Source organism: Coleofasciculus sp., assembly GCF_046565525.1.
Taxonomy (GTDB): Bacteria; Cyanobacteriota; Cyanobacteriia; order Cyanobacteriales; family Coleofasciculaceae; genus Coleofasciculus.
Map to the genome: position 1 here is coordinate 32,379 of NZ_JBKHUP010000063.1, position 17,534 is coordinate 49,912.

The following is a 17,534-nucleotide window of genomic DNA, read 5'->3' on the forward strand; positions in this document are numbered from 1 at the left end:
GACCTTCACAAAAATGTCTACACTCTTTACTTCATAAGCTTTTCTACCTCTCTCCGTCGCCCCGTTAGCTATAAAATTTAGGAGACTTCCACATGACAGCAACAACAACCTCTTCCTTATTTGATTGGAAGTTTTCTCTTAAACTGGCTTTCCTTTATATCCTGGCAAAACTCAAGTTTGTTCATGGTTGTTTGCCAGAAATCTTGAGAGAAAAATTACCAACTGGCTGGAATAATCAGATGTTCTGGATAGCTTTTAAATCCGGTGGAAAAACAACTTACTATGAGTATTATTGCCGATTGAAAGAACCGAAATCTTACAAACCTAGAGTATCGGTTGCCCATGAATTTCATCTTACTGAGGAACAGATCCGTGGTTTCTATGAAAGTGGCTATGCCGGACCGTTCGACTTACTGCCTCCAAACGAAATGGAGGATTTACGGCAATATTTCATCAATTCATTGCTGAAAACTGAATCAAAACATTGGTCTTCCACTCATGGAGATTTTGAATTTGACACGACTGATAAAGGTTGTTTAGTAACACTTTGGAATCGAGAAGTGACAGAGGGCTATAAAAAACACCTTATCAAGTTGAGAAATCAGATTGATCTTCATTTAGATGACGATCAATTATTGAATTTGTTTAAGCATCCGGCGATTACTGAACGAGCCACTCAACTTTTAGGACCCGATCTTCTTTTGTGGAGAACTAAATTTTTTGAAATTTTGCCTGGCTTAGAAACAAAATTACATCAAGAATGTACTTGGTTTTTTTCCAACCAGCAAGAATCGATAGTGACTCCAGAAGACGATGAGGCTCTTTTTCAATTAAGCTGCTGGATTGCTTTAACCGATGCCAACAAAGAGAATGGCTGTATGATGATTCTGCCAGGAACTCATAATGAAATTTATCCCATTAAATTAGAGGAAGTCACCCAGGATTCGATTAATAATATGCCTGAGTTCAATCGGGATCTCAAGATCGATTACCCAGGTAAGTTGCCACAACCCCATTACATCGAAATGAAAGCTGGGCAGTTTTATCTGTTTACTGAGCGAGCGATTCACGGTTCAGTCGAAAATAAGACTGATAAATCACGATGGGGATTGAATGGACGGATTGCCACAACTAGCACTCGCATTTACACCAAGAGAATGTTAGAAGGCTTCCATCGCAACAATTACTTAAAGCTGAAAAACATTAATTTGGATAAGTGGAGAGCGGTTCTGCTCAGAGGTGAAGATCGTTTTGGATACAACAGATACACAGAAAAATTGGAGAAGAAGCTTACCTCTGCTTCAACTAAGTAGGAAGTGTCGCTAATGTTAAGGGTTGAGCGTTATCGCTTCGACGGTGCAGTCCTGAGAGAGTTGAGTCGTTGCTTTGAGCTAGATAATTGGCATGGATTCGTTCAACTTGTTGAGGATTGGGCGATTATTGCTCTTGCAGCGCTTGCCTCTTGGTGGACGTGGCAGCACTTGCCGCTAGTCCTGGGCGGGATGGTTTACTTCGTTGCGATTTTGATCATTGGTGCCAGGATGCGTGCTTTGGCAGATTTGCTGCACCAGTCAACTCACAGAACCTTGGCGAAGAATAAATTTCTCAATTTGGTCTTGGGGACGTTTCCTTCAGGTTATCTGGTGCTGCAAAGTTATTCGGGTTATCGCTCCTCCCACGTTATCCTGCATCACGGTCATTTTGGAGACTCCAAGCTAGACCCAGATTACATTGGGTTGCAGGAGAGTGGATTGTACGGAGAAAATCTTTCAGCTAACAGCGTGCGCCTCTATTTATGGAACATTATTCACCCGGCAACGACTCTGACTTACCTGCGCTATCTGCTCAAAAACAGAATTCTGAATCCGCAGGAGGAATTGACAGAGAAACTGGTGCGCCTAGTCTATGTGATTGTGTTGAATTCAATATTTATCGGGTTGGGTTGGGGGTGGTTGTTAGTGCTATATTGGTGGGTTCCTCTGCTGACAACGGCTAATTGGGTTGGAGCGTTTATTGAGTTGTTCGAGCATTACCCGTTGATGGAGGTGACTTCGGAGGGAATTGAGGGCAAGTTCAAAAATCCCCAAACCCAAATCCAAAATCCCAAATCGGTGGACTTGTTTATGTCTCGCAATCGGCTTTGCTCTCCAGTGGCGAATTTTTTACTAGGGATTCATTGGGAAGGTTATCACTTGTTGCATCATCTTTTTCCTGGTGTTCCTTCGTGGCGGTACAGGCTAGCGCACCAGATTTTGATGAAGGACGAAGTTTATGCTTCTCGCAATCAAGAAAGAGGTTGGTTGGCTCTGTTTAAGGAAGCTATGCCGCCAAATGTAACTGAATCTTTGGAGTTATAACCTATGTGTCGCTTAATTCAACTGGCACAAAATACAACCTAAACTGGCGTTATATATGGTGTGCGCTCGATCAAGTAATTCGCTTTGGTGCTAAGGCAAATGAATTGAAATTCGATATGGGCAAGTGGTCGGATGGCAAGTGTGTAAAGGAGATTCAAACATTTTTATAGCCTTCAGTCTGCTCGCCTTCCCCGAAAAATCAAACCTGAATTTATCTTGAAGCGAATCTTCTCTTCATTCATGTCTACAAACTTGACAATATTTTTGTAAGGAGGAATTTATGAAATTAACGACAGAGCAACTAGAGCAATACGAAGAGCAGGGTTTTTTGTTAATTCCAGCCTGTTTTTCCCAAGAGGAAGTCGCGGTCGTGCGAGATTATATTCCAGCTTTGATGACCGATGATTCAGTTGTGAAAGCTTGGGAAGAAGACAACAAAACCTTACGTGCTATCGTTGGACTCCATATCAACAATGAATTTTTTCGTAGCTTAGTCCGACATCCACGCTTACTAGAACCTGCGCGGCAGTTATGTGGTAGCGATTTGTATCTCTCTCGTAGCAAGATAGGTATGAAAAAAGCCTTCTCAGGAGGGATGTGGCAGTGGCACCAAGATGCAGCCTACTCACAGAAATTAGATAATTCGCCCCCGCCACTAGGAGTAATTACGTTTGTGTTTTTGGATGAGGTGAATGAGTTTAATGGACCGATATATTTTATCCCTGGCTCCCATAAAGAAGGTCTCCTCAATCATGAAACAAACGCCAATGCAAATAGAGTTGTTAACGAAAAAAGTGGCTTGGAGGTTAATTACAGTTCTATCATGTCATACACTATCATGTCATACACAGCCCCAAACACAACCATCTCTAGAATAGTAGAAAACAGAGGAATTGTAGCGCCCAAAGGTGTTGCGGGATCTGTTTTATTTTGTCATTTTCTCACAATGCACGGATCAGCTCATAACCTTTCTCCGTTTAATCGCGACATGTTAGGAATAATCTATAAAGATATCAATAGCATATCACCATTAAAATTCAGAGGAAGCCAAGATTGCACACCACTACAGACTCTAAGTAAAAAAGAAGTTGACCACCTATTTTGCGCTAACTTGGCTACAACACCGATCTCGTAATAGTCGGTAAAGTGTTTGAAGAGTTGAGAAAATTTGAGGTAGGGCAATTTGATACAATTATTTGCTTCGGTTTTTTTTATTATGGGATGAGGCAAGCTGAATTGTTGTCAGAGATCGAGCGCATTAAACCCAAAACACTGATTTTGGATACATTGATTGCTCAAGTTCCCAGGCTTCTCAAAGTAGCTAAATTCTTGAGAAAAACTGGATTATTGAGGTTAATTGAACATCAGCGTCTCGATTGTACAGACTTTAAGTCGTATAAAAAACAACTTGGCAATGAACCCATTTCACATATCGATCAACTGTTAGACGAAAAATACCTCGTTTACCTGGACTATTTCTCGGATAATGAAAAAATACTGCCCTTTGAATACCATCGTTTCTATGCAACCGATAAGGTTATGCAGATGTTATTAATCAAGTATGGTTTTCACTTCAGAAAATTGAATTGGCACAACGCTGGAGTTGAAGAATGGACAAATTTGGGGAATTACAAGCATGGTAATCGAGTGTCTTATATAGCTAGTCTAAATAAATTGTGAAACAATGGTAAAAACTACAGTCATTGATTTAAATTCTCCTACCTCTCTTGTCGTACAAAGACTTCAGTATGCTCACCGTTTCATTAGACATTCCATAAACATAACTGGCAACACTTCTCAATGGTTAGAAACGGAGTTTGATGATTTTAACTATGAATTATCAATTGTAGGAAATTACCCATCAACTCAAGGGACTTCCCAAATTATCGAAGCCATTTGTCACCGGGAATTTTCTAAGTATCACCTCAAAGTAGACCCCTCGGAAGCGCTAGTAACCAATGGTGCTTTACACGGATTGTCGCTCATTTTTCGTTCTCTCTACCGTCCCGGTGCTGTAGCACTGTGTCAAGCGCCTGTATTTTGGTGTATTGCAGAACTATTACAGACTTGCGGTTATAGGGTTGAATACTTTTCGTTAGAAAACAATCAAATAGACGGGTCTAGTTTACAAGAAAAATTCACAAAAAATGTTCAAGTTATATTCGTCAACACTCCAAATAATCCCACAGGTGAAATTCTTTCAAAAGATTGCTTCAGGAAGCTTTTGCAGTTAACCCAAAGTTGTCAAGCTAGTTTAATTGCAGACCTAGTTTATGATGAGTTTGTTTTTGAAAAAAATCAGCTCATCCAGCCTCTCTCCCTGCAAGGGATCTGGCAAAATCTTTATGTCGTCAACTCGATGAGTAAAAATTTTGCTGCTCCTGGTCTTAGAGTTGGCTGGATTATTTCTAGTTCGGATAACATTCAATCGCTAACGGCTTTGCTAACCGAGGAGTGCCTGGGTATCTGCTATCCCGCTCAACAACAAGCACTAACAATCCTGAAACGCGGCAATCAATCCTTAGTAGAACGAGTAGTTAAAAATAGAGAAACTGTTGACGCTGTTTTATCACAGATGAGTGAAATCGCCTTTGAGCAGCCCGCAGGCGGACTTCAGTATTTTGTAAAACTTCCCGTTCTAGATATTGAAGAGTTTGCTGACTTTATGTTGACTGAATTTGGGCTGGTTCTGGTAACTTCTGGAACTTTTAGAGCCTGTCCTGACGGTTACGTTAGAATTCCTCTTGGCTATCCAACTGAAACTATCCTTCAGGGAATTGAATTACTTAAGAAAGGATTGCAAAAATGGAATTGAAAGCTAGGACATAAACAATTGCTGACGTAGAAGTACGCCTAGCAGGAGCTGAAAAACTGAAGTATTGGATGTATGAATGGCAACTCAAAAGTTGAGTGATATTAACCAGCACCCTAAACCGCAAAAAGCACAGATCTTAGGCTACAAAACGGACAATCGTGAGCAGTGTTTACTTATAAATTACACACACCACTTGCATTAATAATCTTCCTTAATCCTATGTCTGAAATAGCATCATCCCTCAAGTATCACCAAACCCCTTTGAAAGTCAACAAAGCCAGTCTCCAATGTCTAGACTTATCTTGGTCAGGATTTTCGGAGGAATTTACCCAAGTGATGGGGAACTGTGACTGGCGAATAGAACCGGAAGTGTTTATTACCAAAGCCCATTGGTTAGTTCATAAACAGATGACGGTAGAAGTCTTAAGGACGATCGAGGAATTTTGTTTCGCTCCCAACGCCCCTAGTGCCTTACTTTTCAAAAATCTACCTATAGATAACTTGTTACCCCTAACCCCAAAAAGCGCTGAGACGAGTGCAGGTGAATGTCCCATCAGTGAAGGGTTAATACTAGGTATTGCTAGATGTTTTGGTCAGCCTTTCAACTATTCCCAGAACAAGGAGAGAGGCGGATTAATCAACGATACGGTTCCTACCGAAAAAGCTTACACGATGCTATGTGATGCACGGACTCTATGCAATGCGTTAGAACCCTTAGATATTGAGTTACTGCGCCTTCACCCGATTGAACGGCGAGATGCCAACACTGAAGGATTTTTCTCAAAACCAGCTATTACTGGTACAGTGGAAAACCCTTGTGTGGATCTGATTTATGAAGATATTAGGAGGTCGCGAGGAATTACTGCAAGTAGTCCCATAGAAGAGGTACAAGCGGCTTATGAGAGATTGGGTGAAAAAGCAGCAGAATTAGCGACTGGAGTTTTTCTAACTCAAGGAGATTTGCTAATTATTAATAATAATCGCACTCTACACGGCAGAAAACCATTTACGCCTCGGTTCGATGGTAGCGATCGCTGGCTTAAGAAGACTTTTGTCTCTTTCAACCTTTGGAATAGTGGTAAATGTCAGTGGCCAAGTCGTGAAATGCCCTATTTACAAATTGTTAAATAAGAATGCCAGTGCAATCGCTGATCTTGTAGCTACTGTCTTGATTGTAAAGCAATACCTTCAATAATTTAATGGTCACTGACCTCTTCTGAATGTTGATGGATACAGCCCAGGCCGGATAAGCGTTTCAAAATCTGACCCAATAAAACTGGGTCAGGTTTTTCCTTAAGCAGTTTTATGGTTCTTGAAGCATATCGATAACCTCTACATTGACTTTTGAGATCCCGAACACTGGACAGAGGCCCCTTCGGGGTAAGATTTAAGAGATAATGGGATAAATTCACCATCAAGAAGGAAAGGTTCCCTGCATTAGTCATTCCCGTCTCTTTAATATTCATAAAGTCTTCTAATCCCCAAAATTGTTTGGCATCTCTAAAGTTAAATTCTATTTGAAATCGCAGTCGATAATAGTCAATTATTTTTTCATAACTTAATCTTACATCGCTGGAGAATAAAATGACATGGCTTTGGCTTGAAGTCCGCTGGTTGATTTTGACTATAATCACGACATTCAAATCTTGGGCAAATTCTTTGTGCAGAAGAGTAGATTGATAAATCTCCGTGGTGATTTTGTTTTTGTCCGTTGTCTTTTTTTTTCAAATACTTGGCGGGAATTTGACCAATCTGAAGCCTGGGTCCATACTTGGCCTTAGTTTTTTGTTCTGAATTACAGGGTTTGTAAGGAAAAAAACAAAGCGGAGTCTTGGCGCAATTTAGAAATTAAATGAAGCTTTAATTGACGAGGCATTTGCAAGGCGTTATTATTTCTGAAATGCCCGTCTAGCAATAAATACGTCAAAGGGAGAAATTGATTCATACAGCCCAGCAATCGCGCAATTGCTGCCTTGATTCGCAATAACTCTGGAGTAAAAGTTACTTGTGTTTTGTCTTTATTTTTGCTCCCCAGGGGTCGGCCTCCTTTGTTTTTGACTAGATCTTTATCCCCCTTATCCTGAAGGCTACTTTTATCTGGGGGGCATAATTTAGAATTTTTCGCTGATTTTTTCTCTGCGGATTTAGCTTACTTTTTCTCTTGGGCTGCTGCCTTTTCTTCGGGAGTTTTTAGAGTTTGTTCGATGTGAATAGGAAAGGATTTGCTCTGTTGAACGCTAACTAAAGACAAAGCAAAGAAAGATAACCCCGGCACTGGCTTGCCGTATAAGCGGGAAAAAAATCGGTCAAGACCGTGAGTTTCTTTGACCGCTTTGGTGACAACGAACGTCATCGCCAGCGAGCAAATAAATATCATCTTTGTTGAACAAATGCTCCCGAAAAAATACCCACAACATTGTAGCCCAAGCTAAAACCGTGTAAAAAAATCGTTGTCCCGTGCGATAACTGCAGATAACTGGGGTCCAACGAGAAATCCCCAACATGGTCACTCGGCCCTCCATTGCCAGTATGGAAGAAGCAATCCGGCTTAATTGACGGACACTTGTGGTCCCTATGACTGGACTGAGGCATTGTAAAAGTGGTAAGATGTCTTTCTTATGCGAATGTAAATCTCATTTGTGGTTGTGGTAAACAACAAGTGTACTACGTTGGGCCTCCCTTTTTTTGGCGAAGGTATTGTTTATGGCATACCTTAACCGGAGGACTTAGAAGGCGATGGGCTTCCAAACCTTTAAAGACTTTTGCTGAGGCAATAAAAGCGTTTCGGACAGCAATGTCTTTCCGTTTTTTTGAGTGGTTGACTCAAAATCGGGACGTATTCGCCTCTTATAAAGCCAGTTTTGGCTTTGTCTGGGCTTAGAAATTGTCTAAGTCCCGTTAGCCATCGCTGTTTCCACCCTTTGGATGGTCATGCTAGGCGGCGAGGCGGAAAATCAATCCTCTCCTGCTAGACTTGAACCACTTTCCTCTCGACACCGAGTCTTTTCTCTCCCTATGAACTTCAACGAAGAGGCAGGGGGAAGGGGGCTCTTAGCGGGGGGAAATGAACCCTGCTTCCTGCTCCCTTGCCTCTTTTTCAACTTCTCCAGAAGCTGGGGGTTGACGTGTAGTTGGCTGTAGCGTTAACTCATCTAAAATGCCAGGATTAGATATCTCCAAATAAAAAGGTGGAGCGGGCACAAAAAGGGATTTTTCTATCATATAAACTCTCTCATAGCTGTTCATTTTTTGCTTTTGTTAACAAATCTACTAAGTCATTAATGTTCATTAAGTCAGCTAGATGAGTTCTGGGAACTTTAATTTTAAGTTCTCGCAGCGATGAGTTAACAATTTCAACAATATCCAAACTGGTAGTTCCATATTCCGCCATTGATTTTTTCGGATTTATTTCAGTTTCCTCAAGACCATCAACATTGAGTTTGATGTTTTTGATGACGATATTCAGCACTTCTTCTCGATTCATTCTAGGGTTGCTCCTACGTTTTTGTAGATTTTAATTTTATTGAAAAATCAGGATAATTTTCCAATAATTACTTTTCGTCGATTTTGGTTTTCAGGGTCGTTGATTGGTAGTTGGAAGCTACCCGGCTCAAGGTTGGTGACTGAAACTTTAGACATGAGTCTGGCCTTTGTACTTTTGAAACCAAGGAGGAGAAAATCCCTCGGTGAAGGTTCGGATACCTTCGGTGACTTCTGGTTGTTTTAGCCAAGACATTTGTTCATTTAATGCTAGTTCTGTTTGCTGATGCAAGTCTACCGAATGCAACTGCTCGAAATACTGTTTGCTCTGGGCTATAGCATGGGGTGAACTGCAAAACAGTCGCTGTAGTTGTCGGTTGAGGGTTTTGGACGTTCCCTCTGTGACAACTTCATCCACCAAGCCGAATATCTGTGCTTCCGGTGCTGATATTCCTCGACTGCTGAGAGCCATGTACCTCAGTCGTGCTGGTGTTAAACGACGCAGCAGAAAAGGTGCAATCATGGCTGGAATCATGCCCACAATGACTTCTGATACCATGAAGACTGCGTTATTGCTGGCTAACACGATATCACAGGCAGCTACTAAACCGACACCGCCAGCTATCACATTTCCTTCTACACAAGCGATTACAGGGCGGCTGGAACTGTGGATTAGCGTTAAACAATCAACTAAAATTTTGAAGAACTCCTGGTCGGGTAAACCACCTTTGGCAAAAGCTTCTTCTAGGTCGAGTCCTTTACAAAAGTCAGAACCCATCGCTGAGATGGTAATGACTCGGCAAGACTCATCGTTTATTGCTTCTTGGATAGCTCGACTTAACTGAGAGATTAAGGTAGCATTAAGAGCATTTCCAGATCGCGGTGATGCCAATTTAATCCAAGCCACCCCTGAATCGAGCTGGTATTCAACAGCTTTTGACGTTAACTCCATCCGTATATCCTCTGGTAGTTTTTCACCCGGTTTAACACTAGAAAACCTTGAGTGTCGTAAAGCTTCTCATAGTATCCATTTAAAGTGTTGCGGTCGGGCTCATAGTCTGGACAATCGATAGATTTCTCTCGCGTAGACTCTATCAGTTCATATTCTTCTACCTGAAGACGCAGCCGCTCGTTAAGATGTTGGTCGATATTGAGCGATCGCACCATCTCAGAAGCCGCAGCCCCGATAATCGCACTGTAAAACTCCCCCTGGCAACCGGAACCGTAAGCAAACAATGAAATCTGGTCACCTGGATTGAGATTTTCTGCTGAAGTTAACAACCCCAGCAAACAAACAAAATTAGAGCCGCCGTAGCAACTACCAATCCGCTTGGCAAAGTACAAACTTTCTGCTACTTTTTGCTCAAAGTTCAACTTGATGGTCTTCTTGTTTGCGGCAATCAACCGACTCACTATGTCGCGGTGAGCCTGAAACGTCATCCCCGGAAAAGGAGCGTGGTAAATGTGCTTTTTGAAATCTGCATCGTAATCTACTTTACCAGTTATTTGTTCGTAATGTTCGTATGCTCCCTCCAACGCATCAAAATACGAATAAATGCTGATTTGACCGTTCATGGTTTCGGTTCTGGAAGTGGGTCGAAAGGTATCAGCAATCTCGTTTGTCCAGTAGCCAGCCTTATCCAGTTCGATTTCGAGAATCTGAGGATTTTCACTAACTATGAAGGCAACAGCACAGCCACCGCCTATCGGTTCATGTTCAGTACCAACAAAATTGCGACTGAAGTCCGTGTTAATCACTAAAGCCTTTTTCCCAGGTCGGATATCCGATGCTACCCAAGATGCAGCCATCTTGAATGCCCCGGTGGAACTGTAACAGGCGTGTTTGACTTCAAAGTTGCGGCAATTGGGGCTTAGGTTGCAAAAACGATGCACCCAAGTTGAAATCGGCTTGCCCATATCAACCGCCGACTCGGTGCCGACAATGAGCAGTTCTATATCCTCAATATCTTCTGGTGACAAGAGCTTTTTGGCTGCATTTACGGCAAGGGTAACAGCATCTTCCCATATTGGATAGACTGATCGCTGTTCGCATATTAAATTAGTAGCTATGTACTGGGGGTCTTGACCGCGTGCCTTTGCTAAATCGGCTAGATCGAGATAGAATCGCCCTGCGTACAGATTGATTTTTTCAATTCCTACAGGCATTTAAACTCCTTTTTTTGAGTAAGACTTAATCTCAGATGGCTCAAGCCAGCACCGTTTCCGTTGGAAAGGATAGGTGGGTAGCCCTACTCGGCGACGCGGGTAATGTCGGTCAAATCCAGCCCCATTTATGTCCCAGCCACTCACATACAGGGTTGCTAGACTGTTGAGGAGCGATCGCCACTCATCTTCATCCTTTTTCAAGGACGCTAACCAAGTGCCAGTTCCTTTGGGCAAGCAACGCTTACCCATGCCAATCATCGTGTCTGTTGAACCAATCTCTAAAAAGAGTTCATACCCAGCATCAGCCAGGGTCTGCATTCCTTGATAGAAGCGTACTGGTTGACGAATATGATTGCACCAGTAGCTGGCATCCAGTATTTCTTCAGGCTGCACCATTTGCCCTGTTACGTTGGAAATTAGGGGGAGAGTAGGGGCAAAGAACTTTACCTGAGAAGCTGTTTCCTCAAAAGTGTTAAGGATGGGTTCCATTAGGTGCGAGTGAAAAGCGTGGGAGACATTTAAAGGATGGGTTGTAATGCAATCGTCTTCCAATCGTTCTAGCACCGCCTCCACCGCTTGCCTTGTACCAGAAATCACCGTTTGTGTGGGACCATTGACCGCAGCAATGGAGATAGCGTTTTGGTAGGGCGCGATCGCTTCTAGCACCAATGCTTCCTCAGCAAATACCGCAGCCATTGTACCCTCGCTTGGCAGCGAACTCATTAGTCGTCCGCGTTCGGCGATTAAGCCCAGTCCATCTTCTAAACTGAATACTCCAGCGATGCAGGCGGCAACATATTCTCCCACACTGTGACCCATGACTGCATCGGGTTCTATTCCCCAAGATTGCCACAATTGGGCTAGGGCATATTCTAGGGCAAACAGTGCAGGTTGGGCATAGGCTGTGTTATCAAGCACAGAGGACTGCCCGGACTCTGGATATAATACCGACAGCAGAGATTGGGACTGATAAGGGCGCAGCAGTTCATCGCACTGATTTAAAGCTTCTCGGAATGTGGGCTGAGTATCGTATAGCTGACGTGCCATACCAATGTACTGAGAACCCTGTCCCGTAAACAGAAACGCTATCTTAGGGCGGTTGCGATCGCCTACCTTGCCTTCTTGGGTTCCGTCAGTCTCCTTCCCGGAGGTAAAATTACCGAGTTGCTGGCGCAGAGTATCGGCTTCCTCGGCTACTATAGCTAGGCGGTGGTCGAAATGCGACCTGCCAGTGTTCGCTGTGAAGCAAATATCTGGAAGCAACTGATCCGGATTAGCTGCTAGATGACTTTCGTAGCGATCGGCTAGTTGTTTGAGGGCTTTATCAGTTCTTGCTGATAGTGTCAAGAGATGCAACGGGCGATCGACTGAGAATTTGGTAGGTTGGAATTTTGCATTGTCCAGATCCTGCAATCCAAAATCTAAAATCGTCAAACCCAAATTATCTGGTGCCGCTTCCAGCACCACAAAGGCGTTGGTGCCTCCGATGCCAAAAGAATTTACCCCAGCAAAACGGGGCTTGATTTGAGGTGACCAAGGGCGTTGCTTGGTAGGAATTACAAAGGGAGTTTTCTCTAAAGCAATGTCGGGATTAATTTCTTTGAGATGCGGGTGAGGAGGAATCTCACCATGTTGCAGAGATAGCACTGCTTTAATTAAGCCAGCTATTCCAGCTGCTCCTTCCAAGTGACCGATATTGGTCTTAGCTGTACTGAGGGCACACTGCTGCTCTGGCGATCGCCCTTGTCTTAACACCGCAGCCAAAGACTGTACCTCAGTCGCATCGCCCAGGGGTGTACCAGTGCCATGAGCCTCCACATAGTCTATCGACCTAGGTGACACACCAGCGTTCTCCAGAGCTTGGCGGATAAGCGCCTGTTGAGCGAGTCCATTGGGAGCCGTCAAGCCAACGCTGCGACCGTCCTGATTCACTGCCGAACCCCGCAGCACTGCTAAGATGCGATCGCCATCATTTAATGCGTTCGACAAGCGCTTGAGAACGACCATGCCACACCCTTCTCCCCGCACGTAACCATCGGCAGATGCGTCAAAAGTTTTGCAACGTCCATCTGATGCCATCATTCCAGCTTGAGAAAAGGCGATAGTCCACTCAGGTGACAGGATGAGGTTCACTCCACCAGCCAGGGCTAGGTTTGACTCTTTAGTTCGCAAGCTCTGACAAGCCATGTGAACGGCTACAAGAGAAGAAGAGCAAGCTGTGTCCAACGTCATGCTTGGCCCTCGCAGATCCAGAAAATATGACAGGCGGTTAGCGACAATGCTATTAAAGATGCCTGTACCTGCTCGCTGAGGTGGGTTGAGTAACAGCTTGTAATAGTCGCAACTAAATAACCCCACAAACACTCCAGTCTGGCTGCCAGCAAGTTTGTCAGGTGCCAGCCCTGCATTCTCCAGCGCTTCCCAGCTAACCTCCAATAGTAGGCGCTGTTGCGGGTCCATCGCTGAAGCCTCTCCAGAGGAAATCCCAAAGAATGAGGGGTCAAACTTGTCTACATCTTCCAAAAAGCCGCCCCAGCGGGTGTTCATTTTATCATCGCTATCCAAATTTTTGTCGTAGAAGGCATCTACGTCCCACCGATCAGTCGGCACCTCGCTGATGGCGACCCTACCTTCACATAGTAGTTGCCAGAAAGCTTCCGGGTCTTTGGCATCAGGGAATCGGCATCCCATACCAATAATGGCAATTGGTTCTGTTTTAGCATCCGCTAAGGCGGAATACTCTGTTATTTGGTTCATAAATTGAATAAGAAGCGACAATCTAATTGGATAGGGGCTTTAGCTGTGTGTTAATATTACTCATTGATTATGCTAGCTCTTGGTGGAGATAAGGTTGTTACTCAAATCGCGTTTTCTTGCTTATTCGTCTTAAAATTATTAACGGATTCCGATTTTTACCCCTAGGATTTTATCTTACTGCTTGTCTTTATCACTACTCCCTTTTTGAAAGATACTTTTTCAGAATTTTGCTTGCTTTTTTGTTGTAAATATTTACTCTTTTTCGGAAAATTGATACATAAGCTTTCCCAATTCTAAAAGGCTCTGCTTCAGAATCTGAATGAATTTTTCTGTCTGCCAACGTTTGCTTGCTACAGCAAAGGATATCTTTTCACGCTCCATTACATACCTGATGTCATGGGCATAATGATCCCACACAGAGCCGCACATCAGCTCCCTACCCATTTCGCCAGGTAGGGTCACAATCGTGATTCCACTCTTGGAGAAAAACTCAGTGTAGGCTTTGCCGAGGAAGATATCGGGAAGCACATCTCCTTGGTAACGCGCGAGAGTATGAAGAGTCCAAAGGTGACGATAGACTCCCTCCCCCTGTTTACAATCAAACAGTCGCCAGACATAAGCCATAACCGCACGCTTCAGGGTCAAGTACCGCACCTCGTCAGAAGTCACCTCACTAAAGGCTCTGATTAGCTCGACAAATTCGGGAGTGACTGCGAACGCCGACTCGACTCGTCCGTATCGGAAACTCCTGGTATGTACCATTGTTCTAGTGCTGATCAGCTCACCGCACAGACGAAAATGTGCAAGCTGAAGCGAGAGGGCAACCACAGCGTCTGGAATCAAGCCATGTTGACGAATAAAGTCTGAGCCGAATTCTTTGAAAATCAGCACCCGTATTGAATCTTGTGCAATCAGATGCTCCGCTGTTGTCGATGCCTGCTCAATCGCTTCCTGAAGTTCCCGGTCTAAAGTCCATTGCAGTTGCGTTGGTGGCTGCAATTGGATAAAAGCGGTGTCCAAGAGCGGAACGCTTGGGTGCTGAAGATCCTGGTAAACTTCCCCAATTAAGCGCGACACCGTATAGCCGTCTAATCCAGTGTGTTCACAATGAATTGCCAACTGATTTGAGGCTGTGAAAATTAGCTGTATGGACTTGTCGAACCAGCGGTTGCGCCCATCTCCGTAAAGTGCGTTCCTAAGCACCGCCTCTGTGTCAGTTGGTATTGTTTCGTCTAAACACACAACAAACAAAGCGCTATCCAACAAATCTAGGGAGTGAGCGTTTTCTTGAGATAGAGTACTCATGTAGGAACGGTTAATAGCCCAGGGAATTCTGTTTAGGGTAGTTAGCGCTCCTATGGGGGGTGCTCCAGCCAGAGTATTTTCTAAAATCCAGTCGAGCTGCTGTGCGATTGCATCCCATGTCGGCAGTTCCTCTCCTTCGATGAGCTTCAAGGCGTAAAATACATTCCGCCGGATGACCACTATATGCTCTGGATTTTTTGTTCGCTGCAAGCTGTCCCGCTTTATTCCAGGAATTCGCGAGACGCCGAACAAGTTCTCGTACTGAGCCATGCACAGGGGGGGTTTGTTTTTTTGATAGATATCCCGGTCTGGCTCTAGTTCCCGACGTTTGACTTTCAGGTAGAACTTGAGTACATGAGAAATTACGGTAGCAGCAAAGCGAGTGCATGAGTATTTCTCGGTCGTCAAGACTGGTGAAACCAGGATTGCATTGCCTTGGCAAAAGGGAATAGACAACCGATTTTCTAGTCGGCTATTCAGTGTGAATTCATGCAAGTAGCTGGTATTCGTTGAGCGGTCAATCATCTCCAATTGCTTCTGGAGAACTGGCCCGCTCCCCTGCTGAAAGTCCATCGCTGCTGCCTTTGTTTGAGCCAGTTCTGCATCGCTCAATAGCGGTGCGACTATTTCGAGATAGCGCTCTAAGGTATCTTCAATTCGTGGTAAAGGCAGTTTTGGAAGGGACTCTTGAAATTGGTACATGAGGAATCTTTCTTAATGACTACTGAGTGTAGTTATAAGTAGTTGGTGGCGATGGGGGAAAAGGAAAAACAAATTCATTTCCCCGTTACCTCGTAATTATCCAGTTTTTTAGCTCAACAACAAATAGATAAAGTTGGTATGTTTCTGTATAGTTATATTGCTGTAAGCTGCAAGCTACACAATTATTTGCTTTTGTCAATATACTAAATTGGTCAATTAATTTGCCAACTAGAAGCTCAGATTGGTTCCAAGAGGCGCGATTTGAAGAAAAGCGATCGTGCCAGTGGAACTGCGCTTGGTTGGCTCAACTGATCATTCTTGACAAGTTAAAGCCGAGTAATTTTTGTCAATGAGAAAATATCAGTAGTTCGAGGCATCCGACCTTCTGACCACCAGAGTAGTTAAAATTATTTAGAAGCTTTTCCAGCAAGTCTGGCTTCTTCTAGCCAACCATCAACCAGCGCTTGATGGTTTTTGGCTCTTTCAGACTAACTATGATAAATTACTAGCAAAAATGCCAATTAAGCAGAACCCTTCTTCTAAAATTGTCAAAATTCTTTAATCCATAACCCCTCCTTTTGATCAGCTTAATTTTTTGATTAATTCCCTCCACTGTACCCTGTGTAGTACGATTGTCAAAATAGGCTAATATTTCATCAATCCATCTTTTTATTGTTTGACAACTTTTGGGAAAATATTTATAAGCTTTTTTCATCCATTCCGCGATATCCCATAAAGCTTTATACCCGGTTATCTGACTTTCAAATATATCCCGTATACTTTCTTTGATTTGATACATTTCTATGAGTTTAGCAGACACGTTTTTGACTTCGTTTAACTTCTCTTTTTCGCTCTCATTAAGTCTTTCCTTTTTCTTGAGTAAAGGATATTTACTGTGAGCAATTCCTCGCACCTTTTTTTCTCTTTCTCTTTTGTCTTTTAGTTTCGCCGCCTGCCTTTTTTCAAACTTTCTTTGCTCGTCTAATTCTTCATTTATTTGTTTCATTACATGGAATCTGTCGGCTACTACTTGTGCATTAGGGATTAATTCTTCTACTACAGTTTTATAAGGTCTCCATAAATCTATGCTGACTTCTTCTATTTGACTTAATATCTCCGAACCCAAGCTCTGTAAGTATTCTGCTATTGCTTCTTTATTTCTTTTCTCTAACAATGCTATCGGTTTTCGTTTATCCAAGTCCACTAAGACTGCGGCATAATTCTTACCTCCTTTTAGATGGGTTATTTCATCAATCCCTAACCTTTTTAATCCCTGAGGTTTCTCCTTCAATAAATCCTCCTCTAGTTCTTTAAGTATTGTTTCTATTTCCGCTGAAGTCATTCGGTTTCTCTTGCCAGCATTAGCCACATCTGTTGCCAGAACTTCTTCTATTACTTTTTGCGCCAATCTTTTTGTATAGGTTCTTCTTTTTTTGACAAAAGTTAATTCTTCTGAAAAAACTTGACGACAATTTTTGCATCTGAATTGGCGACGATTAACGAATAAAAAAACATCAAAGCTACTCAGGGGAATATCTCTTACTTTATAGGGATGAGATTGATGTATTTTGTCAGTTGATTGGTGGCAATAAGGACAGGTTGCTCTATTGGCTTTATTCGCTAATTCAATTAATATTTCATTTTCGGTTATAAACCAATAGTTAGTTGCTTTAAAACCCTCAAACTTGATAAGTTTTGTAACGAAAAATAGAAGGGAGTTAGATGGCATAGTATTAACTCTTGATTTTTGCTGTAAATCGTCAGAATATTTTATATCATAAAACCCAACCTTAAATCAAGGCACAGCAAGGACTTAAAGCGACTTTGAGCATAAAAATATTGCAAGTATTTGTTTTTTTTACAGGTAATTTATCATAAGCTGTCATGCATTTAAACTGTGATAAGAGCATTACCCTTATTTTTCAGTTTGCGCCCCCAGTTAATAACTAGCT

Annotated in this window: 12 protein-coding genes and 2 pseudogenes; 7 read left to right on the forward strand and 7 right to left on the reverse strand. The window is 42.9% G+C overall.

Annotation, left to right across the window (positions count from 1 at the left end; all coding sequences use genetic code 11):
- Window positions 1-92: 92 nt before the first annotated feature.
- The 6 genes from ACLGGO_RS21710 to ACLGGO_RS21735 all read left to right on the forward strand — a co-directional run bounded on the left by ACLGGO_RS21710 (window position 93) and on the right by ACLGGO_RS21735 (window position 6,303).
- Entirely contained in the window at window positions 93-1,313 is a 1,221-nt protein-coding gene (locus ACLGGO_RS21710) for a phytanoyl-CoA dioxygenase family protein (RefSeq protein ID WP_446420877.1), read from the forward strand.
- A 12-nt stretch (window positions 1,314-1,325) separates the two neighbouring features.
- The gene (locus ACLGGO_RS21715; protein WP_446420878.1) at window positions 1,326-2,357 is read left to right on the forward strand and encodes a fatty acid desaturase; all 1,032 of its coding nucleotides are present in this window, start codon (window positions 1,326-1,328) and stop codon (window positions 2,355-2,357) included.
- A gap of 280 nt (window positions 2,358-2,637) precedes the next feature.
- Complete coding sequence (locus ACLGGO_RS21720) at window positions 2,638-3,492, forward strand: phytanoyl-CoA dioxygenase family protein (RefSeq protein ID WP_446420879.1); 855 nt, start codon at window positions 2,638-2,640, stop codon at window positions 3,490-3,492.
- An 11-nt stretch (window positions 3,493-3,503) separates the two neighbouring features.
- A complete protein-coding gene (locus ACLGGO_RS21725; RefSeq protein ID WP_446420880.1) occupies window positions 3,504-4,037 on the forward strand; it encodes a hypothetical protein in 534 nt (177 codons plus the stop codon).
- Between the two features lie 4 nt (window positions 4,038-4,041).
- Window positions 4,042-5,172: a beta-methylarginine biosynthesis bifunctional aminotransferase gene (locus ACLGGO_RS21730; RefSeq protein ID WP_446420881.1), complete on the forward strand. Its 1,131-nt coding sequence runs from the start codon at window positions 4,042-4,044 to the stop codon at window positions 5,170-5,172.
- Window positions 5,173-5,391: 219 nt separating this feature from the next.
- Complete coding sequence (locus ACLGGO_RS21735) at window positions 5,392-6,303, forward strand: TauD/TfdA family dioxygenase (RefSeq protein ID WP_446420882.1); 912 nt, start codon at window positions 5,392-5,394, stop codon at window positions 6,301-6,303.
- 65 nt (window positions 6,304-6,368) lie between these two features.
- Here ACLGGO_RS21735 and ACLGGO_RS21740 read toward each other — a convergent pair.
- Window positions 6,369-7,781 (reverse strand): annotated as a pseudogene (locus tag ACLGGO_RS21740) (transposase).
- An 86-nt stretch (window positions 7,782-7,867) separates the two neighbouring features.
- Here ACLGGO_RS21740 and ACLGGO_RS21745 point away from each other — a divergent pair.
- Window positions 7,868-8,053: pseudogene (locus ACLGGO_RS21745) on the forward strand (IS701 family transposase); the annotation flags it as partial.
- 351 nt (window positions 8,054-8,404) lie between these two features.
- Here the strand turns inward: ACLGGO_RS21745 and ACLGGO_RS21750 are convergent.
- The 6 genes from ACLGGO_RS21750 to ACLGGO_RS21775 all read right to left on the reverse strand — a co-directional run bounded on the left by ACLGGO_RS21750 (window position 8,405) and on the right by ACLGGO_RS21775 (window position 17,311).
- Window positions 8,405-8,656: a phosphopantetheine-binding protein gene (locus tag ACLGGO_RS21750; RefSeq protein WP_446420883.1), complete on the reverse strand. Its 252-nt coding sequence runs from the start codon at window positions 8,654-8,656 to the stop codon at window positions 8,405-8,407.
- A gap of 147 nt (window positions 8,657-8,803) precedes the next feature.
- On the reverse strand, window positions 8,804-9,604 hold the full coding sequence (locus ACLGGO_RS21755) for an enoyl-CoA hydratase/isomerase family protein (protein ID WP_446420884.1): 801 nt from the start codon (window positions 9,602-9,604) through the stop codon (window positions 8,804-8,806).
- On the reverse strand, window positions 9,595-10,818 hold the full coding sequence (locus tag ACLGGO_RS21760; RefSeq protein ID WP_446420885.1) for a hydroxymethylglutaryl-CoA synthase family protein: 1,224 nt from the start codon (window positions 10,816-10,818) through the stop codon (window positions 9,595-9,597). The genes ACLGGO_RS21755 and ACLGGO_RS21760 overlap by 10 nt, the downstream gene beginning before the upstream one ends.
- Complete coding sequence (locus ACLGGO_RS21765) at window positions 10,819-13,575, reverse strand: type I polyketide synthase (protein WP_446420886.1); 2,757 nt, start codon at window positions 13,573-13,575, stop codon at window positions 10,819-10,821. It abuts the gene before it with no gap.
- A 252-nt stretch (window positions 13,576-13,827) separates the two neighbouring features.
- The gene (locus tag ACLGGO_RS21770) at window positions 13,828-15,582 is read right to left on the reverse strand and encodes a choline/carnitine O-acyltransferase (protein ID WP_446420887.1); all 1,755 of its coding nucleotides are present in this window, start codon (window positions 15,580-15,582) and stop codon (window positions 13,828-13,830) included.
- Between the two features lie 505 nt (window positions 15,583-16,087).
- Window positions 16,088-17,311: an ISL3 family transposase gene (locus ACLGGO_RS21775; RefSeq protein ID WP_446420888.1), complete on the reverse strand. Its 1,224-nt coding sequence runs from the start codon at window positions 17,309-17,311 to the stop codon at window positions 16,088-16,090.
- Between the last annotated feature and the right edge of the window lie 223 nt (window positions 17,312-17,534).

Excerpts from the sequence above, each read along its gene's own strand:
- ACLGGO_RS21775 (WP_446420888.1), bottom strand. The coding sequence starts at position 17,311 with ATGCCATCTAACTCCCTTCTATTTTTCGTTACAAAACTTATCAAGTTT.
- ACLGGO_RS21755 (WP_446420884.1), bottom strand. The coding sequence starts at position 9,604 with ATGGAGTTAACGTCAAAAGCTGTTGAATACCAGCTCGATTCAGGGGTG.
- ACLGGO_RS21765 (WP_446420886.1), bottom strand. The coding sequence starts at position 13,575 with ATGAACCAAATAACAGAGTATTCCGCCTTAGCGGATGCTAAAACAGAA.
- ACLGGO_RS21730 (WP_446420881.1), top strand. The coding sequence starts at position 4,042 with ATGGTAAAAACTACAGTCATTGATTTAAATTCTCCTACCTCTCTTGTC.
- ACLGGO_RS21760 (WP_446420885.1), bottom strand. The coding sequence starts at position 10,818 with ATGCCTGTAGGAATTGAAAAAATCAATCTGTACGCAGGGCGATTCTAT.
- ACLGGO_RS21710 (WP_446420877.1), top strand. The coding sequence starts at position 93 with ATGACAGCAACAACAACCTCTTCCTTATTTGATTGGAAGTTTTCTCTT.
- ACLGGO_RS21735 (WP_446420882.1), top strand. The coding sequence starts at position 5,392 with ATGTCTGAAATAGCATCATCCCTCAAGTATCACCAAACCCCTTTGAAA.
- ACLGGO_RS21770 (WP_446420887.1), bottom strand. The coding sequence starts at position 15,582 with ATGTACCAATTTCAAGAGTCCCTTCCAAAACTGCCTTTACCACGAATT.
- ACLGGO_RS21750 (WP_446420883.1), bottom strand. The coding sequence starts at position 8,656 with ATGAATCGAGAAGAAGTGCTGAATATCGTCATCAAAAACATCAAACTC.
- ACLGGO_RS21720 (WP_446420879.1), top strand. The coding sequence starts at position 2,638 with ATGAAATTAACGACAGAGCAACTAGAGCAATACGAAGAGCAGGGTTTT.
- ACLGGO_RS21715 (WP_446420878.1), top strand. The coding sequence starts at position 1,326 with ATGTTAAGGGTTGAGCGTTATCGCTTCGACGGTGCAGTCCTGAGAGAG.